This is a genomic window from Microvirga medicaginis (genome assembly GCF_052658925.1).
Genome location: NZ_JBQWEL010000003.1, coordinates 91,749 through 113,491 on the forward strand (window position 1 = coordinate 91,749; position 21,743 = coordinate 113,491).

The 21,743-nt window shown below is 60.6% G+C and carries 19 protein-coding genes; 14 read left to right on the plus strand and 5 right to left on the minus strand.

The genetic code is table 11. The annotated features are described in order from the left end of the window. The first annotated feature begins 30 nt into the window (after positions 1-30). From ACUXUR_RS05605 to ACUXUR_RS05615, 3 genes are all read left to right on the plus strand, one after another. Positions 31-1,320 (plus strand): CmpA/NrtA family ABC transporter substrate-binding protein, encoded by a 1,290-nt coding sequence (locus ACUXUR_RS05605; RefSeq protein WP_445501362.1) that lies wholly within the window; start codon positions 31-33, stop codon positions 1,318-1,320. Positions 1,321-1,652: 332 nt separating this feature from the next. Continuing rightward, on the plus strand, positions 1,653-3,131 hold the full coding sequence (gene cysG / locus ACUXUR_RS05610; protein WP_445501363.1) for a siroheme synthase CysG: 1,479 nt from the start codon (positions 1,653-1,655) through the stop codon (positions 3,129-3,131). 18 nt (positions 3,132-3,149) lie between these two features. Further along, positions 3,150-3,971, plus strand: a complete 822-nt coding sequence (locus ACUXUR_RS05615; protein WP_445501364.1) for a uroporphyrinogen-III synthase — start codon at positions 3,150-3,152, stop codon at positions 3,969-3,971. 5 nt (positions 3,972-3,976) lie between these two features. Here the strand turns inward: ACUXUR_RS05615 and ACUXUR_RS05620 are convergent, their stop codons facing one another. After that, the gene (locus tag ACUXUR_RS05620) at positions 3,977-4,858 is read right to left on the minus strand and encodes an SDR family oxidoreductase (protein WP_445501365.1); all 882 of its coding nucleotides are present in this window, start codon (positions 4,856-4,858) and stop codon (positions 3,977-3,979) included. Positions 4,859-5,349: 491 nt separating this feature from the next. Between ACUXUR_RS05620 and nirB the strand changes: the two genes are divergently transcribed. The 10 genes from nirB (at position 5,350) to ACUXUR_RS05670 (ending at position 15,088) form a co-directional block, all read left to right on the plus strand. Continuing rightward, positions 5,350-7,800 carry a nitrite reductase large subunit NirB gene (gene nirB / locus ACUXUR_RS05625; protein WP_445501366.1) on the plus strand — a complete coding sequence of 817 codons (2,451 nt, stop codon included), beginning with the start codon at positions 5,350-5,352 and terminating at the stop codon, positions 7,798-7,800. Further along, the gene (gene nirD, locus ACUXUR_RS05630) at positions 7,797-8,129 is read left to right on the plus strand and encodes a nitrite reductase small subunit NirD (RefSeq protein WP_445501367.1); all 333 of its coding nucleotides are present in this window, start codon (positions 7,797-7,799) and stop codon (positions 8,127-8,129) included. Before nirB ends, nirD begins: the two co-directional genes overlap by 4 nt. Before the next feature lie 87 nt (positions 8,130-8,216). Continuing rightward, complete coding sequence (locus ACUXUR_RS05635) at positions 8,217-9,062, plus strand: formate/nitrite transporter family protein (protein WP_445501368.1); 846 nt, start codon at positions 8,217-8,219, stop codon at positions 9,060-9,062. Between the two features lie 55 nt (positions 9,063-9,117). Beyond that, complete coding sequence (locus ACUXUR_RS05640) at positions 9,118-10,854, plus strand: bifunctional protein-serine/threonine kinase/phosphatase (RefSeq protein WP_445501369.1); 1,737 nt, start codon at positions 9,118-9,120, stop codon at positions 10,852-10,854. A gap of 184 nt (positions 10,855-11,038) precedes the next feature. Continuing rightward, positions 11,039-11,698, plus strand: a complete 660-nt coding sequence (locus ACUXUR_RS05645; protein WP_445501370.1) for a class I SAM-dependent methyltransferase — start codon at positions 11,039-11,041, stop codon at positions 11,696-11,698. Then, positions 11,695-11,850, plus strand: a complete 156-nt coding sequence (locus ACUXUR_RS05650; RefSeq protein WP_445501371.1) for a hypothetical protein — start codon at positions 11,695-11,697, stop codon at positions 11,848-11,850. Before ACUXUR_RS05645 ends, ACUXUR_RS05650 begins: the two co-directional genes overlap by 4 nt. Positions 11,851-11,901: 51 nt before the next feature. Next, entirely contained in the window at positions 11,902-12,564 is a 663-nt protein-coding gene (locus ACUXUR_RS05655; RefSeq protein ID WP_445501372.1) for a peroxiredoxin, read from the plus strand. Between the two features lie 125 nt (positions 12,565-12,689). Next, entirely contained in the window at positions 12,690-13,610 is a 921-nt protein-coding gene (locus tag ACUXUR_RS05660; RefSeq protein WP_445501373.1) for an MBL fold metallo-hydrolase, read from the plus strand. Positions 13,611-13,662: 52 nt separating this feature from the next. Next, positions 13,663-14,694 carry a cysteine synthase A gene (locus ACUXUR_RS05665; protein WP_445501374.1) on the plus strand — a complete coding sequence of 344 codons (1,032 nt, stop codon included), beginning with the start codon at positions 13,663-13,665 and terminating at the stop codon, positions 14,692-14,694. A 37-nt stretch (positions 14,695-14,731) separates the two neighbouring features. Further along, positions 14,732-15,088, plus strand: coding sequence for a 4a-hydroxytetrahydrobiopterin dehydratase (locus ACUXUR_RS05670; protein WP_445501375.1), 357 nt, complete (start codon positions 14,732-14,734; stop codon positions 15,086-15,088). 134 nt (positions 15,089-15,222) lie between these two features. On the opposite strand, the gene ACUXUR_RS05675 is transcribed toward ACUXUR_RS05670, so the two are convergent. Then, a complete protein-coding gene (locus ACUXUR_RS05675) occupies positions 15,223-15,534 on the minus strand; it encodes a putative quinol monooxygenase (protein ID WP_445501376.1) in 312 nt (103 codons plus the stop codon). Positions 15,535-15,583: 49 nt separating this feature from the next. Continuing rightward, positions 15,584-15,949, minus strand: coding sequence for a nuclear transport factor 2 family protein (locus tag ACUXUR_RS05680; RefSeq protein ID WP_445501377.1), 366 nt, complete (start codon positions 15,947-15,949; stop codon positions 15,584-15,586). A gap of 269 nt (positions 15,950-16,218) precedes the next feature. Here ACUXUR_RS05680 and ACUXUR_RS05685 point away from each other — a divergent pair, with 269 nt between their 5' ends. Further along, on the plus strand, positions 16,219-19,107 hold the full coding sequence (locus ACUXUR_RS05685; protein ID WP_445501378.1) for a sensor domain-containing protein: 2,889 nt from the start codon (positions 16,219-16,221) through the stop codon (positions 19,105-19,107). A gap of 80 nt (positions 19,108-19,187) precedes the next feature. On the opposite strand, the gene ACUXUR_RS05690 is transcribed toward ACUXUR_RS05685, so the two are convergent. Both ACUXUR_RS05690 and ACUXUR_RS05695 read right to left on the minus strand, forming a co-directional pair. Then, positions 19,188-20,369, minus strand: a complete 1,182-nt coding sequence (locus tag ACUXUR_RS05690; RefSeq protein ID WP_445501379.1) for a hypothetical protein — start codon at positions 20,367-20,369, stop codon at positions 19,188-19,190. Between the two features lie 130 nt (positions 20,370-20,499). After that, positions 20,500-21,726, minus strand: a complete 1,227-nt coding sequence (locus ACUXUR_RS05695; RefSeq protein WP_445501380.1) for a polysaccharide pyruvyl transferase family protein — start codon at positions 21,724-21,726, stop codon at positions 20,500-20,502. Positions 21,727-21,743: the final 17 nt, after the last annotated feature.

The following is a 21,743-nucleotide window of genomic DNA, read 5'->3' on the forward strand; positions in this document are numbered from 1 at the left end:
TGGGAATCGCAAGCATCCGGGGAGTATCCCGTGAGCCAATCAGGATCATTGAACGTTACGCCTGCCCGAAAGACAGGCCGGCCCTCGCTGGAGCGGCTGGTGCGCATAGGGTTCATCCCGCTCCTCGATATGGCGGTGCTCGTCGCGGCGGAGGAGCAGGGCTTCGCCCGGCGCGAGGGCATTCACCTGCAGCTCGTCAAGGATGTGTCATGGTCGAACATCCGCGACAGGCTGGCCTTCCGGCAGTTCGACGTCGCTCACATGCTGAGCCCGATGCCGGTCGCCTCTCAGCTGGGTCTCGGCTCGAATCCATATCGTTGCTTCACGCCCTTCGCTCTTGGGCGTGGAGGCAACAGCATCACGCTCTCGCTCGAACTGTATCGCGAGATGCGGATTACCGCCGACCTCGACGGCTCGGAGGATGCGCTTGCAAACGCTCTCGCTTTGAAGGCGGTGATCGAACGGAGACGGCGTGAGGGCAAAAAGCCGCTCGTCTTCGCCATGACCTACCCGTTCTCGTCCCACAATTACGAGTTCCGCTTCTGGCTTGCAGCCGGCGGCATCGACCCGGACAGCGACGTCATCATGACGGTGGTTCCGCCGCCGCTGACCGTGGATGCCATGGCGGCACGGGCGATCGATGGTTTCTGCGTCAACGCCCCTTGGAACATGATTGCCGTCGAAAAGGGCGTGGGCCGGATCGTGGCCACGAAGGCCGATATCTGGCCGTCCGCCCCGGAGAAGGTGCTGGGCGTCAGTCCCGATTGGGCCGAGAAGAACCCGGAGACCTTGTCGCGCCTGATCGTAGCGCTGGATGCTGCCGCCCGCTGGTGCGACGATCCCGACAATCACGGCAGCTTGGCTGAGATGCTGGGTGCTCCGACTTGTGTGGACGCTTCGCCAGATATGATCCTGCGGCTTCTCAAGGGAGAGCTCACTGTCGATCCAAGCGGCAGAACGCGATCGATCGAGAATTACCTGATGTTCCACGGGCAGGCAGCCAACTTCCCCTGGATCAGCCAGGCGCGGTGGATCTACAGTCAAATGGTCCGCTGGGGGCAGGTCGCCCACAACGATGCCTGCTTGCCGCAGGTCGAAGCCGCCTATCGCCCGGACATCTACCGCGATGTGCTCGCAACCTCGGCGACTGCCGTTCCTCTCATCGACAGCAAAGTCGAAGGGGTAGGATCAGGCCCGACCGTCGTTCCCACCACCCACGCTGACCTCGTCCTCGACCCGCACAGGTTTATTGACGGGCGCGCTTTCGATGCGAACGACATCCCGGCTTATGTGAACGGCTTTGCCATCCGGGCGAGATAGGTTTGCTGGTACTGAATTATGCAGGCGAGCGCATATGATACGCGCAGACTGCATAAACAATCGCCTTGAGCAAATTCTGTGCAATGCGTACATTTTATTTAGGGTCAGGTCAGACAAGGAAGTCGTGGCCGACCTTGATGAGCGGGGCCAATCAACGATGATCGGCCGCGCGTGCCTTCTCAAAAGGCATTTTCCCGACAACGACGTCGCATGAGCGATTGCAGTGCCGTTCCAGCGGCATGCGGTTCATCACGCGGCGTTTTTTACGTTCAGGCAAGGTCTTTGCAGCCGGCGTGGACGACCTGTGTCCGCATGGAATCCGGAGGTCATCGATGCTGCAGTCGATCAGAAAGCCGTCCGAAGCCGAGCCCGGTCGCTTGGGCCGCCTCGCCAAGCTGCCGGTCTTCTTCGACCTGCGCGGCAAGCGTGTCGTGCTCGTCGGCGGATCGCCCGGCGCTGCCTGGAAGGCGGAGCTTCTTTCTGCTGCGGGAGCACATGTGGATGTCTATGCAACGGAGATCTGCACCGAGATGGAGGCCCTGCTGGCTCGCGGAGCGGCAGATGGCCGTCTCACGCTGCATCGCAGGAGTTGGGCGCCCGAGATCCTGAACGATGCCGCTCTCGCGGTCGCGGATCTCGAGGAGGAAGGCGAGGCGGAGGCCTTCGCTTCGGCGGCGCGTCGGTCCGGCATCCCGATGAACGTGATCGACAAACCCGGCTACTGCGATTTTCAGTTCGGCTCGGTGGTCAACCGCTCGCCGGTCGTGATCGGCATCTCAACCGACGGAGCCGCGCCGATCCTGGGACAAGCGATCCGGCGCCGCATCGAGACGCTGCTGCATCCGTCACTGTCCTCATGGGCCTCGCTCGCCAAGACGATGCGCGAGCGCATCATGGAGCAGCTGCCTCCGGGGCTGTCGCGGCGTGCATTCTGGGAGCGCTTCGCCGATCTGGCGTTCCAGGGCCGCCCGCCGGAGGTCACGGGATCGAGTGTCGACGCCGTGCTCCGACAAATCGCATCGCGGCCCGTCGGAGCCGTGGGGCGCGTCACGCTCGTCGGTGCGGGACCAGGCGATGCGGAACTGCTGACCCTCAAGGCCGTGCGCGCGCTTCAAGCTGCGGACGTCATTCTCTTCGACGACCTGGTCTCGGAAGACGTTCTCGAACTCGCCCGCCGCGAAGCGAAGCGCCTCATGGTCGGCAAGCGGGGAGGGCGCGCATCCTGCGCACAGGAAGACATCAACGATCTCATGACCCGTCTGGCCCTGCAGGGAAAGCATGTGGTCCGCCTGAAGTCCGGCGATCCCATGATCTTCGGCCGGGCCGGGGAGGAGATCGAGCATTTGGAGAGCGCTGGTGTTCCCGTGGATGTCGTGCCGGGCATCACTGCCGGTATCGCTCTGGCATCGGCGCTCGGCATATCTCTGACCCATCGCGACATGGCGAAATCCGTTCGATTCGTGACTGGATGCGCGAGGACAGGACGCCTTCCGCACACCCTGGATTGGCGCGGCCTGGCGGATCCTCTCACGACGACGATCTTCTACATGGCTGGAGGAACAGCGGGTGCAATCGCAGCGCGATTGATCGAAGAAGGCTTCTCGCCAGACACTCCGGCAGTGATGGTGTCGAACGTGTCGCGGAGCGACGAGCGCTGGGCAGGACCCATTTCGGAGCTCGGCGAAGCGAGCGACCGACGTGATCCTTCGAAGCCTGTCATCATCGGCATCGGCCGCGTCTTCGGCAGGGCCGGTCAGTCGAGCCTTCGGGGCGTTCCGATGTCGGCCCAACGCCTCCTGGCGGAAGCGTAAGAAAAAGGAGGACAGATCATGCTGCAGGGTCGAAGGATCGCTGTGCCTGAGAGCCGCGAGCTCGATCTGTTCGTGAACATGCTTGAACGGCATGGCGCAATCACCGTTCGTTGTCCGTTGGTGTCGATCCACGATGTTGAGGATGCCGCACCTGTTGAGTCATGGCTCAAGCGGCTTGCCGAAGGACAGCACGACAGCCTTGTTCTCTATACGGGGGAGGGACTGAGCCGCCTCCTGGGTTTCGCTCGGCGCAGCGGAATCGAGGCCGAAGTGATCACCGGTCTTAGGCTGACGCGCAAGATCGTGCGTGGACCAAAGCCTGCCAAGGTCCTGCGTAGCATCGGTCTCGTACCGGATGTAACGGCAGAGGAGCCCACCACGGCCGGTTTGATCGCGACCTTGTCCGCGTTGGATCTGAGTGGCACTTGCGTCGACGTGCAGCTTTATCCCGGAGGCGAGCATCTGCTGACCGCGTTTCTGAATGAGGCCGGCGCCAAGGCCGATCCCATTCTTTGCTACCGCTATGCCTCGCAAGAAGAGGATGAGCGGGTTGCCCACCTCGTCGATGATCTCGTTGCGGGAGCCATCGACCTGATCGCTTTCACCAGCACGGCGCAGGTGCGGCGGCTTCAGGAAGTCGCGCGACGGTTCGGCAGAACAGTGCAACTCGATGCGGCGATGCGGCGGGCTCTGATTGCTGCCGTTGGTCCGATCACGGCGCAGGCCGTTGAGGAGGCTGGTTGGCCCGTTGCGGCGATGCCGCAGGACAGCTTTCATCTCAAGCCCATGGTCGTTGCACTTGGCAAGACGCTGACTGCCAGCGCCATTCCTCTCGTCTGATCATCTCACCCAATGATTGCGCCCTCGCCAGCGGCGTGGAGCGCCTCGAGGCCTTCGCGATAGGTGGGGAAGCGAAGGCTCACTCCCAGCTCGTTCTTGATGCGCGTATTCCGAACCCGCTTATTGTCCTGGTAGAAAGAGCGGGCCATAGGACTGAGATCGGCTGTTGCGAACGGCACCTCCGGGGGCGGCTCAAGACCTAACAGGTGAGCCGCATACGTGATCACGTCTTGAGGAGGGCCCGGTTCGTCGTCAGCGACATTGTAGATCGCGTTACGGCTCGGGCGATTGATGGACGCCATCAGCGTCTGCGCGATATCGGCAGTATGAACGCGGTTGAAAACCTGTCCAGGCTTGATGAGGCGCTGAGCCGTGCCATCCGCGACTTTCAGCAGCGCGTTGCGTCCTGGTCCATAGATGCCGGCAAGGCGGAAGATCTGGACGGAGAAAGGTGCGTCTTTTCCAAGATCGAGCCATTGTTCCTCGGCAGCGATCCGATGGCGGGAGCGTTCGTTGACAGGGCTGGGCGGAGTATTCTCATCGACCCAAGCGCCGTTCGCATCGCCATAAACGCCGACAGTTGAAAGATATCCGATCCAGCGCAGGCGCGGGGCCGACACGATTGCATCGGACAATGATTTCAGGACGGGATCGGATCCGAAGGCAGGCGGTATCGAGACAAGCAGGACATCGGCGCGACCGATCTCACCGAGAATGTCCGGATCATATCTCTCGGCATCGAAGAAGTAAGGAACAATCCCGGAAGCCTTCAGCGCTTCGGCTTTCATAGGGGAGCGAAACGTGCCGCTGATCCGTGCGAAACGGTGCCGGTAAGGACCGATGAATTGCTGTGCAGTGTAACCGGGGCCGAAAATGAAAAGGTTCATGAAAAGATACGTTAGAAATGTCCGAGTGCTGACCGGAGTTTATCGAAGAGACAGGAAGCCGGCAAATCCTCCTCTTAGCGCTTCGCTCCGCCTCATGTCGCCATGGGCCATTTCCGTCTTCTGCTTCTTCGTAGATCGGCAGAAATACCAGGAGCGATAGCCGTTACGATGATCGCTCGAAGGGCATAAGTCTGACCAGATGTTAGCCATGGTGCTCAACATATCGTCTTGAGCAAAAAGCGGGCACTCGGTAGCTTTCAAGGACATCGCGGGTCGCGACAACGAAGTCCGAAGACCCCGCCCGACCGTCTGATCGACGCTGATCAGACGGGTTTTGCCTCTCACCTGGCACTGCTCCGACAACGACGTCGCATGAATGGCCTGGATGCTGCGCAAGTAGCACGTGGTCCCTTCACGCGGCGGTTTTGTGCTTGCGTTGTCGTGTCAGGAAGCAGGCGTCGTGGAATTTCTACATTCTCAGGGAGACTGGGATGCCCAAGAAGCTTGTCGTGATCGGAAACGGAATGGCTGCCGGCCGTGTGCTGGAGGAACTCTTCACTCGCGCACCCGGAGCTTACGAGGTCACCATTTTCGGCGCCGAGCCGCGCGTCAATTACAATCGCATCATGCTCTCGCCCGTTCTGTCCGGCGAGAAGGCCTACGAAGACATCCTGATCCACGACGATTCCTGGTACGATGCCAACGGGATCATCCTGCATCGCGGCAAGCAGATCGTGCAGATCGACCGGAACGCGAAGCGTGTGGCGGCCGCAGACGGAACGACGGCGGACTACGATCAGCTTCTGATCGCGATGGGCTCGCTGCCGTTCATCATCCCGATCCCCGGCGCGAGCCTGCCCGGAGTCGTCACATACCGCGACCTGGATGATGTCGAGGCCATGCTGGCGGCGGCTCGAAATGGCGGCCGGGCCGTGGTCATCGGCGGCGGATTGCTCGGTCTCGAGGCGGCGGCCGGCCTGAAGGCGCAGGGCATGGACGTCACGGTCCTGCACCTCATGCCGACGCTGATGGAGCGCCAGCTCGACCCGTCGGCGGGGTATCTCCTGCAGCGTGCGATGGAGGAGCGCGGCATCGCGGTGCGCTGCAAGGCCAACACCCATGCTATTCTGGGCGACACGCAGGTCGCCGGCGTCCGGCTCGATGACGGCACCGAGCTTGCTGCCGATCTCGTCGTGATGGCCGTCGGCATCAGGCCTAACGCAGTTCTCGCCCAGGAGGCGGGCCTGGAGACGAACCGGGGCGTTCTCGTCGGCGACGACATGCGCACCAGCGACCCGGATGTGTTCGCGGTTGGCGAATGCGTCGAGCATCGGGGGGCCTGCTACGGCCTTGTCGCGCCGCTCTACGAGATGGCCAAGGTCGTCGCCGCGCAGCTCGCAGGCGATGCGAGCGCCGCCTATACCGGATCGGTCACGGCCGCGAAGCTGAAGGTGACCGGCATCGACTTGTTCTCGGCGGGGGATTTCAGCGACGCCCAGGATCGGCAGGACATCGTCCTGCGCGACGTAGCTCGCGGGATCTACAAGCGCATCGTTCTGAAGGACAACCGCATCGTCGGCGCGGTGCTCTATGGCGAGACGGCAGACGGCTCCTGGTTCTTCGATCTCCTGCGCAAGGAGAGTGACGTGTCGGAGCTGCGCGACACGCTGATCTTCGGGCAATCCTATGCCGGAGGCGTTCCCCTGGATCCTATGGCGGCCGTTGCAGCCTTGCCGAATGATGCGGAGATCTGCGGCTGCAACGGCGTGTGCAAGGGCAAGATCGTTCAGACGATCACCGACAAGGGCCTGTCCACGCTCGCCGACGTGCGGGCGCATACCAAAGCTTCCGCTTCGTGCGGCACCTGCACCGGCCTGGTCGAGCAGGTGATGGCGCTCACCCTCGGGGACGGGTTCTCCCGTGCTGCCACTGAACCCCTGTGCGGCTGCACCGATCTCGGCCACGACGAGGTGCGCCGCCTCATCCGCGCGGCGGAATTGAAGTCGATCCCAGCGGTGATGCAGGAACTCGGTTGGAAGACCTCCTGCGGCTGCGCCAAATGCCGCCCGGCTCTGAATTATTATCTTTTATGCGATTGGCCGGAGGAATACGAGGATGACGGCCGCTCCCGCTACATCAACGAACGCGTCCACGCCAACATCCAGAAGGACGGCACCTATTCGGTCGTGCCACGCATGTGGGGCGGTCTCACGAACCCACGGGAATTGCGGGCGATCGCGGACGTGGCCGAGAGATACAACATCCCGACGGTGAAGGTCACGGGTGGTCAGCGCATCGACCTCCTGGGCGTGCGCAAGGAGGATCTTCCCGCTGTCTGGGCCGACCTCAACGACGCCGGCATGGTCTCGGGACATGCCTATGCCAAGGGGCTGCGCACGGTGAAGACCTGTGTCGGCAAGGAATGGTGCCGCTTCGGAACACAAGACTCCACCGGCCTCGGCGTCAGGATCGAGAAGTTCATGTGGGGCTCCTGGACGCCCGCCAAGGTCAAGATGGGCGTCTCCGGCTGTCCGCGCAACTGCGCCGAGGCGACCTGCAAGGATGTGGGCGTGATCTGCGTGGACTCAGGATTCGAGATCCATTTCGCGGGAGCGGCCGGTCTGCACATCAAGGGCACGCAACTGCTCTGCAAGATCGCTGAGGAAGACGAGTGCATCGAGGTCATTGCGGCTTTGACTCAGCTCTATCGCGAGCAGGGCCATCATCTCGAGCGCATGTACAAATGGGCCGAGCGGGTCGGCGTGGATGCGATCCGCACGATCGTGGTCGAAGACCGCGAAAAGCGCCGCGCGCTGTTCGAGCGCTTCGAGGTCTCGCAGCGCAAGGCGCAGATCGATCCGTGGGCCGAACGGGCGGCCGGACGCGATGCGCATGAGTTCAACCCCATGGCCAACTTCACCCTGGCGGAGGCAGCGGAATGAGCGAGTGGATTGACATTGGCGCGGTCGATGACGTGCCGGTTCTCGGATCGCGGGTCGTGCAGGCCCCCGGAGGCGACATCGCGGTGTTCAAGGCGGCGGACGGCACGCTGTTTGCGCTGCGCGACCGCTGTCCGCACAAGGGCGGTCCTCTGTCGCAGGGCATCGTGCATGGTCATTCCGTGACGTGCCCGCTGCACAATTGGGTGATCAGCCTGGAGAGCGGCGAGGCGCAGGGCGCGGACCACGGCTGCGCTCACACAATTCCATTGCGCATCAACGGCACGCGCATCCTGCTCGCAGCCTCCGCCCTCATGGCGAAAGCAGCTTGAGAATTCAGAACGAGCCAATTCAGACGGAAACCCCATCGCAGCCACTTACTGGACTTCGGCTGCTCGACACTCACGAAAGGAACTTCGATGGCTTATCTCGCACCTGCCGAGTTCGTCACCAAAATGGTCGATGCCGGCGAATCCAAGATCTTCATGTCGACCCGGGACACTGTGATCCGCGCCTACATGGCCGGCGCCATCCTGGCGCTCGCGGCCGTCTTCGCTGTCACCATCAACGTTCAAACGGGCCAGCCGCTTGCGGGCGCGATCCTGTTTCCAGTGGGCTTCTGCATGCTCTACCTGATGGGCTTCGACTTGCTCACGGGAGTTCTCATGCTCACGCCTCTCGCGCTCATCGACCGACGTGCGGGCGTGACCATGAGCGGTATCCTGCGCAATTGGGGCCTCGTCTTCGTCGGGAACTTCGCAGGCGCTTTCACAGTCGCGGTCATGATGGCGATCATCTTCACCTTCGGCTTCACCCAGGCCCCAGATGTGGTCGGCCAGAAGATCGGCACCATCGGCGAGGGCCGGACTGTCGGATATGCCGCCCACGGCGCGGCTGGCATGCTCACTCTTTTCATCCGTGGCGTGCTGTGCAACTGGATGGTAGCGACCGGCGTCGTCGGCGCCATGATCTCGACTTCCGTGTCGGGCAAGGTGATCGCCATGTGGATGCCGATCATGCTGTTCTTCTACATGGGCTTCGAGCATTCCGTCGTGAACATGTTTCTCTTCCCTTCGGGCCTGCTGCTCGGTGGCAACTTCTCGATCATGGATTATCTGATCTGGAACGAGATCCCGACCGTGATCGGCAATCTTGTCGGCGGCCTCACCTTCGTCGGCCTCACTCTCTATTCGACCCATGTGCGTACCGGCGCGAAGCGCAAAGCCGATCTCGGCGTGGGTATGGCCGCTTTCCCGGCCGAGTGACCAGACGTAGACCGGAGCCCCGCTCAAGAGCGGGGTTTCCATTCCCGGTGTTCCCATGACGCGCCCACTCACGATCTCGATCGGGCAACATTCCGAGAAAGGGCACAAGGACGTCAATCAGGACTTCCATGGTGCCCTGATCCCGACTGGGCCGGTCCTCGCTCTCAAGGGCATCGCCATCGCGATCGCCGATGGGATCAGCACGAGTTCCGTGAGTCGCATTGCCGCGGAATCCGCGGTTAAAAGCTTTCTCACGGACTACTACTGCACCTCCGACGCCTGGTCCGTCAAAACGGCGGCGCAACGAGTGATCAGCGCGACCAATTCATGGCTTCATGCGGAAACCCGGCGCGGCCAGTACGCCAGCGACATGGACAGGGGATATGTCTGCACCTTTACGGCGATGGTGTTAAAATCGCGCCTTGCTCACATCTTCCACATTGGGGATTGCCGCGTGAGCCGGTTGGCCGGTTGCGCTCTGGAGCCGCTGACCGACGATCACCGCCTCATCGTGTCTTCTCAACAGAGCTATCTCTCTCGGGCTCTCGGTGCGAAGCCGATTGTGGAAATCGACTATCATGCTGTGCCGCTGCGGGTGGGCGATCTCTTCATCCTCTCAAGTGATGGTGTGCACGAGCATGTCAGCGGTCCCGCGATTGCGACTGCCATCAACGCACATGCGGACGACCTCGACCGTGCCGCACGCATGATCGTGGAAGAGGCGTTGCGCGCAGGGAGCCGCGACAACCTGACCGTTCAGATCGTACGGATCGAAGCCGTGCCCGATGGGGAAGCAGGCGAGTTCATGGCCGATGCCACGGATCTCACGCCACCGCCGATCCCGCAAGCAGGCAGCCTGCTGGACGGCTACAGGGTCTTGCGTGAACTTCATTCCAGCAGCCGTAGTCACATCTATCTGGCTCTCGATACACGGACCGATGCATCCGTGGCTCTCAAAGTGCCATCAATCGATCTTCGGCACGATGCCGACTATCTGAAGCGCTTCATGATGGAGGAGTGGATCGCCAGGCGGCTGAACAGCCCCCATGTCCTCAAGGCTCGGCCGCATTCTCGTAAGCGGAGCCACCTCTATGTCGTGACGGAGCATGTCGAGGGCCAGACGCTGGCCCAGTGGATGATCGATCATCCGCGCCCGGACCTGGAGACCGTCCGCGACATTGCCGAGCAGATTGCCAAGGGCCTGCGCGCATTTCATCGTCTCGAGATGCTGCACCAGGACCTGCGGCCGCAGAACGTCATGATCGACAAAACCGGTACGGTGAAAATCATCGACTTCGGATCCACTCGGGTTGCTGGCGTCGTCGAGGCTGCGCCGGAGGCGGTCCGTGATGATATCCTCGGCACTGTGCAATACACGGCTCCGGAGTATTTCGTCGGGGAGAGAGGCACCTGGCGCTCTGACCTCTTCTCGTTGGGTGTGATCGTCTACCAGATGCTCACGGGGCGACTTCCTTATGGCGCCGAAGTCCCAAAGACACGCAGCCCGATACAGCAGAGCCGGCTACGCTACATCCCGGCATCGGAGATCAACCCGCAGGTGCCGGACTGGATGGACCAGGCCTTGCGCAAGGCCGTGCATCCGAACCCCATGAAGCGATACGATGCCGTCTCGGAATTCATCTTTGATCTGCGCCATCCCAATCCGGCCCTCGTGAGGACAGGTCGCCCGCCCTTAGCCCAGCGCAACCCTGTCGTATTCTGGAAATGCATTTCAGGCGTTCTTGCACTGGCCGTTATCCTTTTGCTGTGGCGCTTGACTCTTGCCGGATGAGGCAAGGACGGCTCGGATGCAACTTCATGCGCCTGCCCGGGATCGATAAGAGAGTGCGATGGAACGGTGGCGACGAGGGTTACTGGTGAGATCCGCAACATGGGCGATGAGAACGGTGGTACAATGAGCCATAGGCTCTTCGACAACGTCGCCCGCGGACGCAGACAGCCTAGAGGAGGCCCTGATGCCGGACACGCGGCAGGAGCACTGGGACAGGATCTTCGCGACCAAGGCGGAAGACGCGGTCAGTTGGTTTCAGGCCACGCCAGAAACCTCGCTGCGCCTGATCCATGCCTGCAACCTGCCGAGGGAGGCCTGCATTCTTGACGTCGGAGCAGGGGCGTCCCGGCTGCCGGACGCCCTTCTCGAAGAGGGATTCACGAATATCGCCGTGCTGGATATTTCGGCCACGGCCCTGGCGAGAACCAGGGCCCGCCTCGGCGAGAAGGCGCATTCGGTCCGCTTCATTACGGCCGATATTGTTGCATGGAGGCCGGATTTCGCGGTGGATCTGTGGCACGACCGGGCGGTGCTCCATTTCCTGACGGAACCGCAGGAGCGCGCCGCCTATGCGGATGCGCTCCGCCGTGCGGTGAGAGCCGGCGGATTCGCCCTGATCTCGGGCTTCGCCCCAAGCGGGCCCGAGCGGTGCAGCGGCCTGCCTGTCTTTCGGGCTGACCAAGACATGATCGCGAGCCTTCTCGGAGCAGATTTCGAGCTTCTGGATGCCTTCGAGGAGGACCATCATACCCCTTCGGAGGTCCGGCAGCGCTTTGTGTTCACCCGCTTCCAGCGGCGTGCAAACTCCGCACTGGGTCACCAGTCCTCCGAACGCACCCCGTGAGCACTGCAACCGTCGCCGTCACCTTGGCCGCAATTGGCGCGACGCAGGCAGCACTTCGGGCTGAGCACCTGACCTATTATCTCTCGACCCTGGAGAAGGCTCGGCGCTACCAAGGGCTGCAACAGCTTATGGCTTCACCGCCGTATCCTTGACGTGTATATTCGGTCACTGGCACGGGGGCGCGCTTGCGGCAGGAGGTTCATATGACACTCCAGATCGGCGACGTTGCACCGGATTTCGAAGCTGAGACGACGGAAGGGCGTATCCGCTTCCATGAATGGATCGGCGATTCCTGGTGCGTGCTCTTCTCCCATCCCAAAGACTTTACTCCCGTCTGCACCACCGAATTGGGCTACATGGCCAAGATCAAGCCCGAATTCGACAGGCGAAACGTCAAGATCATCGGGCTGAGCGTCGATCCGACCAGCAATCATGCCCGGTGGAGCGCCGACATTCAGGAGACGCAAGGGACCGCGCCCAATTACCCGATGATTGGAGATCCCGATCTCACGATCTCCAAGCTCTATGGCATGCTGCCGGCGAGCACGAGCGGTACCTCGGAAGGGCGTACACCGGCCGACAACCAGACGGTGCGCAATGTCTTCGTCATTGGACCGGACAAGAAGATCAAGCTCGTTCTCGTCTATCCGATGACCACCGGCCGCAATTTCGATGAGGTGCTGCGCGTCATCGATTCGCTCCAGCTCACGGCCAAGCACAGGGTCGCAACTCCCGTGAATTGGAAACAGGGCGAGGATGTCATCATCGCGGGCTCGGTCTCGGATGACGAGGCCCGGCAGATCTATCCGCAGGGTTGGAAGGCACCGAAACCGTACATTCGGATTGTGCCGCAGCCGGAGGCCTGAACAGCAATTTTTCCATCGGTCGGCAGCGGCCGGGGCCGACAGATCGGATTGAGGACAGCATCGATTGGGTCCGACGGTTGTTCGGCCCAATCGATCGAGCGCGCCGCATATCGGGAGTCGGAGCAATGAGCATAGCGAGTTTACCCCAATCGGCTCTCGACCGCTCTATCTGCCGCGCACAGGTCAATGCCTTTTTCGAACGGCGCACCTGCAGCATTCAATATGTCGTTTCCGATCCGGTGACGCGTCATTGCGCGCTCATCGATCCGGTGCTCGATTACGATGAAAAGTCGGGTTCGGTTGCGACCATGTCTGCCGATGCCCTGTTGGAGCTTGTGAAGAAGGAGGATCTTACAGTCGAGTGGATCCTCGATACGCATCCGCATGCGGATCATTTCTCCGCCGCCGCATACGTGAAGGAGCGGACTGGAGCGAAAACCGCCATAGGCGAGCGCATCGTGGATGTTCAACGGCTCTGGAAGAAGATCTATAACCTCGTCGACTTCCCTGCGGATGGTTCGCAATGGGACTGCCTGATGGCCGACGGCGATGTTTTCCAGATCGGTTCCATGGACGTGAAGGTCCTCTTCTCCCCGGGGCATACCCTTGCCTCCATCACCTATGTCGTCGGTGATGCGGCTTTCATTCACGATACGCTTTTCATGCCCGATTACGGCACAGCGCGCTGCGACTTTCCCGGTGGGGATGCGAGGGCCATGTGGCGCACGATCCAGCGCATCCTCAGCCTGCCCGATGAAACCCGCTTGTTCGTTGGCCACGATTACATGCCCGGCGGACGGGCGCCGGCCTGGGAGAGCACCGTTGCCAGCCAGAAGGCTCAGAACGTTCATCTCCTGCAAGCCCGCACCGAAGATGAATTCGCATCGTTGCGTCAGACACGCGACGCGAAGCTGCCGATGCCGAAGCTGATCTTGCCCGCGCTGCAAGTGAACATGACTGGCGGTCGACTGCCGGCGCCGGAGAGCAACGGAACTCGGTATCTCAAGATCCCACTCGATGCACTGCCGTACGCCGTCTGGGACTAGCCTGGGGCTCCAGAATGCAAGTGCAAAGCCAATAGGGGCGGGAGCGCTGAACATGTCCATCCATCACGGAATCGTCGATGCGATCGGCAACACGCCGATGATACGGCTGCAGCGGGCATCCGAGCTGACCGAGTGCACGATTCTGGGCAAAGCCGAGTTCATGAACCCGGGACAATCGGTCAAGGATCGCGCGGCGTTGTTCATTATCAGGGATGCCGAAAGGAGGGGGCTTCTCCGGCCAGGAGGAGTCATCGTCGAGGGAACGGCAGGCAACACCGGAATCGGCCTTGCCCTCGTGGGAAATGCGCTGGGCTACCGCACCGTGATCGTGATTCCGGAAACACAGACGCAGGAGAAGAAGGATATGCTCCGGCTCTGCGGCGCCGAGCTGATCGAAGTGCCAGCCGTGCCGTATGCCAATCCCAACAACTATGTGAAGGTCTCAGGAAGGATTGCCGAGCACTTGGCGCGGAGCGAGCCGAACGGCGCAATCTGGGCCAACCAGTTCGACAATGTCGCCAATCGTGATGGACATGTCGTCACCACCGGCCCGGAGATCTGGACTCAGACGGAGGGACGAGTGGATGGATTCATCTGCGCCGTGGGGACAGGAGGCACCTTGGCCGGAGTCGCGATCGCGCTCAAGGAGCGCAATTCCAAGGTCACGATCGGTCTTGCGGACCCGATGGGCGCCGCCCTCTACAGCTACTACACACGAGGCGAGCTGAAATCGGAGGGATCATCGATCACCGAGGGCATCGGCCAAGGGCGTATCACGAAGAACCTTGAGGGTTTCAGGCCGGATGTGGCGTTTCAGATTCCGGACGAGGAGGCGATCCCGATCATTTTCGAGCTCCTGGAGCACGAAGGTCTGTGCTTGGGCGGATCCTCCGGAATCAATGTCGCCGGAGCGATCCGTCTCGCGCAACACCTCGGTCCTGGTCATACGATCGTGACCGTGCTGTGCGATTACGGCACGCGCTACCAGTCGAAGCTGTTCAACCCGGAGTTCCTCCGCTCCAAGAACCTGCCGGTGCCGACATGGCTGGAGCGAGAAAGCACATTGGACAAGTGTCTCGTCTAAGATCCCGCGACATTCAATTCTCCACATGGAGGAGATTGTGACCGTAACAAGCCTTGTCACAAAGACCTGCACACCCTGCCAGGGAGGCATCCCGCCGCTGACGTCAGACAAGGTCGCGGTGCTCCAAAAGCAGATCCCTGATTGGTCGATCTTGGATGAGGCGCGGCGGATCGAAAGGACCTACAGGTTCAAGAATTTCGCCGAAGCATTCGCCTTTGTCAGGAAGGTTGCTGAACTCGCCGAGGCCGAGGGGCATCACCCCGATGTCGGCTTCGGCTGGGGCTATGCAACGGTGTCCCTTCAGACCAAGAAAATTCAAGGGCTGCACGAGAATGACTTCATCATGGCAGCGAAGATCGACGACTTGGCTGACAACATATCTCTCGGCCCCTGATGACGATGATGGGGCCCGGGACAGCTCTGCTTGTCTGATCGGTAACTATCCGACATTCGGTAGCAAAGACCATCAGCTTCGATCCGACTCCACCTGTTGAGTGCGTAGGTCGTCGATCGGAGCGCGGGTTCCGTTCAGGCCCGCTGAATATCCGTGCGCAACGGCTCCCAGATCGAGACGTCGCGGGGTTGGCTAAGAAGCTCCGGAAGGGCTCGGTGCCAGGTTTCACGATAGGGTCGGCTGAGCTGGACTTCCAGGACGTCTTCATGGCTTTCCCAGGTCTCGCAGAGCATGAACCGATCAGCCGACTCTGGATCCTGGTGCAGCATCGCTTGGTGGAACATGGGTTCCTCGCGCATCGCATCGAGAACGCCGTTGAGCAGCGCAAGAAACCTGTCGCGCTGCTCCGGAAGGACGTCGAACTTGATCAGGTAGGTTACAGGCATCGTACGATCCTCGGCCTTGAAACTCTGTCGTCGTCAGGTTGCTGGAGGTTCAGACCGCCACCGGCACCTGGTCGAGAAAGCCGATCACATGGGCGAGGCGGCCGCCCTCGAGCGTGGCGAAGTCGGTGCCCTTGATGGGGCCGTCACTGCCCTCCGGGCCGAGCTGCCAGGAGAAGCGTACCTGATTGCCGTAGCCGTCGGGGTGGCCCAAGATGGCAAAGCGGAAACCGGGGAACTGCCCGTGCACGCCTGCGATCAAGGCATCGATCTGGTCGTGGCCCTGCCCCTGCATGAGAGGATCGAGATAGGTGCCGGTCTCGTTCCAGAGACCTGCCATCAAGACCCTGCGGCGTTGCGGATCGGTCTCGTTCCAGAGGGCGATGTAGCGGTTGGCGATGGTTGCGGCGTCGGACATGAGAAGTCTCCTGAGGGCTGGCCGGATCAGTTCCGGCATGACGACCATGGCCCGGGCACGGCATGGCGTCGATTACGCCAGAGGTAATGGAATGAGATTGACGTGACCCTTCGCATGAGGGAGGGCTTCACCGCGCCAATGGGTGGATGCGGCCTTCCGGAGGCCTGTCACAGCCTTATCAAATAGCTCGTGCTTCAGGCTTTCTTCATCGCGATGACGTATCTCTGCTTTGAAAGAAGAACGGCAATTCCCAGCCAGACAGCCATGCAATGTCAAATCATCATATCAAGCGTAACTTTATAGCGCTCGAGCAGGGTAATTCTTTCAAAGGCGTCGCTCGCGTCGGCGACGAGGCGCACCAGATCGATATCGATGCTCTGCCTCATATGGTCTGGTCGGCCCGCCCAGATGGTCACAACGATTACCATAACAGCCGATGGCATGAGTTCACGGGCATATCTCCGGATGCCGTTCAAGGAGATGCTTGGCTAAGTCTGGTTCATCCCGAAGACCAAGCGGCTGTCCTGGCGGTCTGGCAGAGCGCACTCGAAACCGGATCCGATTGTGAGATCGAGCATCGGCTTCGCCATCGCTCCGGCGAATATCGTTGGGTCCTTGGCCGCGCCAATCCTGTCTATGACTCGCGAGGTCAACTTGAGCGCTGGATCGGGACCTATACCGACATCCACGATTGGAAGAAGGCCGAAAAGGCCCTGGCCGAAAGCGAAGAGCGATACCGCGCTCTCGTTGAGGCCTCCACCGCAATGATTTGGCGTGCCTCTCCCGATGGATCGATCTTGAGAGGCTGGGGTTGGGAGGAGTTCTGCGGCCAGGTGCCGGAGGAGTATGAAGGCTATGGCTGGCTTGAGGCCGTTCATCCGGAAGACCGCGAGCCCCTGACCCAAGTCTGGCTTGAGGCCTTGGCGTCCGGACAGGCAATTCAGAACGAATTCCGAGTCCGGCACAGGACCGGCGAGTATCGCTGGGTCCTGTCGCGGGCCGTGCCATTGAGGAATCCCGACGGCTCTGTCCGGGAGTGGGTCGGGACTATCACGGATGTTCATGAGCAAAGACAGGCGCAGGAGGCACTGAGGACAAGCGAGGAACGGCTCCGCCTCGCTGTCGAGACGGCTTCTTTGGGGATTTGGGATGCGGATCTCATCACGGGCGCCCTGGAATGGACAGCCGAGACACGTGCAATCCTCGGCGTCTCTACGGATGTTCCCGCCACTCAGGAGAGCTTTCTCGATCTTATTCATCCTGATGATCGTCCCGCCGTCGAGAGCAAGGCCTTCGCCGATATTCCGGGAAAAGGCCCCAGCTACAGCGGCACATATCGCATCATCCGGGCGGATAACGGAGAGGTGCGGTGGATCGCCTCCCATGCCAGAATAATCCTCGATGAGAATAGGCAGCCCATCCGCAAGATCGGAATGATTCAGGACGTGACGCAGCGCAAGCTGTCCGAGGATGCGCTGCGCGCGACCGAAGAGCGGCTGCGGCTGGCCATGCAGGCGGGTCGCATGTTCGCCTGGGAGCACAACCTCGTGACCGACCATGTCACGCGCTCCGAGAACTCGGTCGAGTTGCTGGGCGTCGCTTCCGGTCCCCTGTCAGAGTTTCTCGAGAGAGTGCGTCCCGAGGACCGTCTCGCGCGAGAGAGCTTCATCGACAGGATCAATACGTCAGGCTCCGATACCATGGAGTTCCAGTATCAGCTGCCCGATGGAAGAACGCTCTGGTTGGCCTCGCGCGGAGAGAGGGCCGGCCCCAATCGGGTCGTGGGCGTATCCTTCGATATTACCGACCGCAAGGCGGCCGAGGAGGAGGTATGGCGAACCGCGAACCACGACTCGCTGACCGGTCTGCCCAATCGCGTCCTGTTTCAGCGCTGCCTCGAGCAGGCTCTGGGTGCAGCTCGCCAGCGCGGGACCAGCGTCAGCCTCCTGCTGATCGATCTCGATGACTTCAAGGATGTCAACGATACGCTCGGCCATGATGCCGGTGACACGCTGCTGAAGGAGACGGCCATCCGGCTGTCGATGATGGTCCGGGAGCAGGACATGGTTGCCAGACTTGGTGGAGACGAATTTGCTGTCCTGGTTCTCGAGCCGCTGACGCTGAGCCATGCCGCCCATCTCGCGGAAAGCATCCTCAAAAGGCTGCGTCAGCCGTTCACATATGCAGGGAGGATGCTTGTAAGCCGGGCAAGTATCGGAGTTGCCGCTTTCCCGGATCATGATTTCGCATCCGCCGAACTCATGAAGGATGCGGATATTGCGCTTTATCGCGCCAAAGCCGAGGGCCGAGACCGGGTCGCTACGTATTCTCCTGAGATGAGGCTGATGGCCGAACAGCGGCTCATGCTCGGGAGAGATATGCGAGAGGCAGTCTCCCGCAATCAGATTGTTCCCTTCTACCAGCCCAAGGTGTGCCTTGCGACCGGAAGAGTTGTCGGCTTGGAGGCCCTTGCCCGATGGATGCACCCTGACAGGGGCATCCTCACGCCCGGTACCTTCGGCGCTGTCTTTGACGACCCTGAACTAGCGACAGCCATCGGCAAAAGACTGATCGGAAAGGTCGTATCCGACATGCGCCGATGGCTGGATGGCGGCATCGACTTCGGTCGCGTTGCCTTCAATCTTTCGTCCGTGGAATTCAATCAGCCGGATCTGGCTGATGAGGTCCTCCGCATTCTGAATCTCGCGAAGGTTCCGGCCAAACATCTGGAGATCGAGGTCACGGAAAAGGTGCTTCTCGACGGCCGGTCCGGTCTGGTGGCAGATACCCTGGAGAGGTTTCATCGGCAGGGCGTTCAGATCGCACTCGACGACTTTGGAACCGGCTATGCGTCTCTGACCCATCTCAAGCGATTTCCTGTCGATCACATCAAGATCGATCACAGCTTCATTACGGACCTGGAACAGGATCCGGATGACGCGGCGATCGTGGGCGCCGTTGTCAGTCTCGGCGGAAGCTTGGGGCTCCAAGTGACAGCCGAGGGTGTGGAGACGGAAGGGCAAGTATGGCGACTGCGAGAGATGGGATGCCACAATGCTCAAGGGCACTTCTACGCTGAGCCGATGGCAGCATCCGAGGTCGCGCAGGTGCTTAACACCTGGCCAGAGAGAGAAGAGACTGATGGCTCTCCTGAATAGGTCCGTTCTGGAACGCAGCGGACCTGGGCGGCCGTGTCGGTGAAAGGCGAAGCCGGTGATGACGTTGCCGTCATGGCTTCTCAATCCAATGTCACTTTGAATCGTACCAGGTCTCTGTCCATCCGCTTGCGGTCCTGCTCCCAATTCAGACGTGTGACGTACAGATGGAAGCTGTCCCCGACTGACTGAAAAATGGGAGATTCGCTGTCATGATCGATGATGGAAGGATAGTCGTAGAACGTACCGCTCCCATCTGATCCCCACGGAGGCTCGAGAGGAGAGAGCAGAGCGGCAGGCGACCAGTTCCGAAGGTCGTGCGAGGTTGAATAGTAGATACCCCCAATGTTGTTCACCCGCGTGGACCAGACCACCAGCCATGTATGCTTGGTCTCGAGCCAGACAAGCGAACGGACCTTACCAAGCATGTCAGGTCCACCAAGCCGATCGCACTTGGCTTGGACAGGGGGCTTGCCTCTCACCGGATATGGGTTGGGCGGAGAGACGAATTCGCCTCTGCTCAGCATACGCCAACCTGTCCTGAGATCGCTGCGAGGAGCGCGGAACAAGCAGTTCCCACGCCCTCCCGGTTCTGCTGCATCCTCGGTCCATGCGATGAAATAGGCATAGTCTCCGTCGAAAACGGTATTGGTAAGGGTTAGAAAGCCCGCAGCATTGACGGAAGGATCGAATGGCTTGTTCGATCCGGCAATCAGCCTTTCACTACGCGGCAGGAGTTCGAACGAAAAGTCATTGTCATTTGCTTCGAGCCCGACAAGCGCAAGATACCAGCACTCAGGCTTGTTGACGCCTTTCCTGCAGACGCCGTCATGGCGAAGTCCGGAATATTCCTGACTTGCGAGAGCAAGAAGGCGCCCATTGCCAAGGGGTATAAGGCTTTGAACCCAGAAACGGTCGTCGTACTCCATCGGATCGGCCGATTCCTTGCCCTGAGACAGCACGGAGCACCTGGGTTGAAGGTCGTCAAAGCTGCTGCCTTCGAAGATCCTGTTGCGGAAATGAGCCGCAATCAGGACGATGGAGCCATCCGCACGCCGATAAGCCCTCGCAGGTGAATCGGGGATCGAGCGCCAGTCGCAACGCTGCGTCTGGTAGTCGTAAACGACCTCAGGCTGCGGCGAGACAGCGAACGTGACGGGTTCTTTTGCGGTCGCCACAGTTCCGATCATGGCCATCAAGGCTGCAGACCATGTCACAAGTTTCAGAACGGCACTTTTCCGGCGCGAGATCGTCAACGTTCTCATTCGCGGTCCTTTCAAGCGCGCTCAACGGAAGCATCCGTTCAGACAGAGCGAGCGGTTTGAGACCTCGGGGCGGAGGGCAGCCAGCGATCGACTTACCCTCCGCCGCGACAGCGAGGGACGCAACAGATAGCTACTTTCCAGCCGCGATACGTTTCAGGAACGGAGCCGGCTGGAGTTTATTCCCCGCGAGGAAATCAAGATATTTCGCTGCGGATTCGCTACGATGCTTGTCATAGGCAACAGGATCGAACTTGATCAGCTTCTTGAGATTGAAGCGCGTGATCGGAGCCGTCAGCTCGGCGGCGGAGATATGGGGAACGCCCGTGTTCTCGCACAATTCCCGTGTCCGCGAGTCGATGGTGACGGTTAGCCCCATCCGCTCCGCCTGCAAGGCAAGCGCGACGCCATGATAGCGTGACCCGATTGTCAGATCGTGCCGGCGCAATGAATCCATCCAGGCCGGCACGTCATAGAACGAGCGGGCGTAGTTGCGGCACCACACTTTGAATTCCTCGAAAGAGTAGTGAGGAACGGTATGATTGTGGATCCCCTTAAGGGCATGCTCTTCGATGCCATCGAAGATCCCACGAGAGATCTTGATCATCTCGCCCATGGACTGGATGACATACTGGCCGGGCGAGACAGGGTCCATCATCAGGCTGATAAGCTGATGCTCGATTTCCCGCGTCTTCATCCAGGCCTGGTGACCTGCCGCGACCGAGATGGAACGGGGCAGGTCGATCTCGGCCCAGTTCTTATGAATCTTATGCCCGAGACCGGGCTCCTGGTTCGTGAAATAAGACGGACAGCCCCCGGGCAGCGATCCCGTGATCCCGATCTTGTCAAGCTGAGAACTGGTGTAGGCGCCCCTCGTGTAGATGTTGGAGGCGGTGGACGAGGCTCTTGCCTGCCCGATCACTTGGGCCCAGCGCAAGGTCCCTTCGGTCAACTCGATGTCATGCTCGTAGCCGTCTGCCTGAGCGCCGAGGCCGATCGCCACGATCGGAAGGCCGGACTTCGCCAAGTTTTCAGCCATGGTGCCATAATTGGTATGTCGGCCGAGCTGATTGGCACAGGGAATGACGATGATATCGGCATTCTCCTTCAGCTCATCTGCGGTGGTGCTCCAGCCGAAAAACTTCACGGGATTCGCGATATGGCTCGCTATTGCATAGACGAAGGCCAAGTTCCCGTTGTTCTGCCCGATCCCACTATACAGCGTGTCGAAATCGGAATTGGAGTAGAGACCCAGGGACGGATACTTCCATAGAATCGCAACTCTCAAAGGCTGAGTCTTCAGCGGCCTCGCTTGCAGCTGAGATTCGGAAGGGGCTTTCTGAACGATGGTATCAAGCATTTGAAATAGCTCTTCGC

Excerpts from the sequence above, each read along its gene's own strand:
- cysG (WP_445501363.1), top strand. The coding sequence starts at position 1,653 with ATGCTGCAGTCGATCAGAAAGCCGTCCGAAGCCGAGCCCGGTCGCTTG.
- ACUXUR_RS05615 (WP_445501364.1), top strand. The coding sequence starts at position 3,150 with ATGCTGCAGGGTCGAAGGATCGCTGTGCCTGAGAGCCGCGAGCTCGAT.
- ACUXUR_RS05620 (WP_445501365.1), bottom strand. The coding sequence starts at position 4,858 with ATGAACCTTTTCATTTTCGGCCCCGGTTACACTGCACAGCAATTCATC.
- nirB (WP_445501366.1), top strand. The coding sequence starts at position 5,350 with ATGCCCAAGAAGCTTGTCGTGATCGGAAACGGAATGGCTGCCGGCCGT.
- nirD (WP_445501367.1), top strand. The coding sequence starts at position 7,797 with ATGAGCGAGTGGATTGACATTGGCGCGGTCGATGACGTGCCGGTTCTC.
- ACUXUR_RS05635 (WP_445501368.1), top strand. The coding sequence starts at position 8,217 with ATGGCTTATCTCGCACCTGCCGAGTTCGTCACCAAAATGGTCGATGCC.
- ACUXUR_RS05640 (WP_445501369.1), top strand. The coding sequence starts at position 9,118 with ATGACGCGCCCACTCACGATCTCGATCGGGCAACATTCCGAGAAAGGG.
- ACUXUR_RS05645 (WP_445501370.1), top strand. The coding sequence starts at position 11,039 with ATGCCGGACACGCGGCAGGAGCACTGGGACAGGATCTTCGCGACCAAG.
- ACUXUR_RS05655 (WP_445501372.1), top strand. The coding sequence starts at position 11,902 with ATGACACTCCAGATCGGCGACGTTGCACCGGATTTCGAAGCTGAGACG.
- ACUXUR_RS05660 (WP_445501373.1), top strand. The coding sequence starts at position 12,690 with ATGAGCATAGCGAGTTTACCCCAATCGGCTCTCGACCGCTCTATCTGC.
- ACUXUR_RS05665 (WP_445501374.1), top strand. The coding sequence starts at position 13,663 with ATGTCCATCCATCACGGAATCGTCGATGCGATCGGCAACACGCCGATG.
- ACUXUR_RS05675 (WP_445501376.1), bottom strand. The coding sequence starts at position 15,534 with ATGCCTGTAACCTACCTGATCAAGTTCGACGTCCTTCCGGAGCAGCGC.
- ACUXUR_RS05680 (WP_445501377.1), bottom strand. The coding sequence starts at position 15,949 with ATGTCCGACGCCGCAACCATCGCCAACCGCTACATCGCCCTCTGGAAC.
- ACUXUR_RS05685 (WP_445501378.1), top strand. The coding sequence starts at position 16,219 with ATGTCAAATCATCATATCAAGCGTAACTTTATAGCGCTCGAGCAGGGT.
- ACUXUR_RS05690 (WP_445501379.1), bottom strand. The coding sequence starts at position 20,369 with ATGAGAACGTTGACGATCTCGCGCCGGAAAAGTGCCGTTCTGAAACTT.
- ACUXUR_RS05695 (WP_445501380.1), bottom strand. The coding sequence starts at position 21,726 with ATGCTTGATACCATCGTTCAGAAAGCCCCTTCCGAATCTCAGCTGCAA.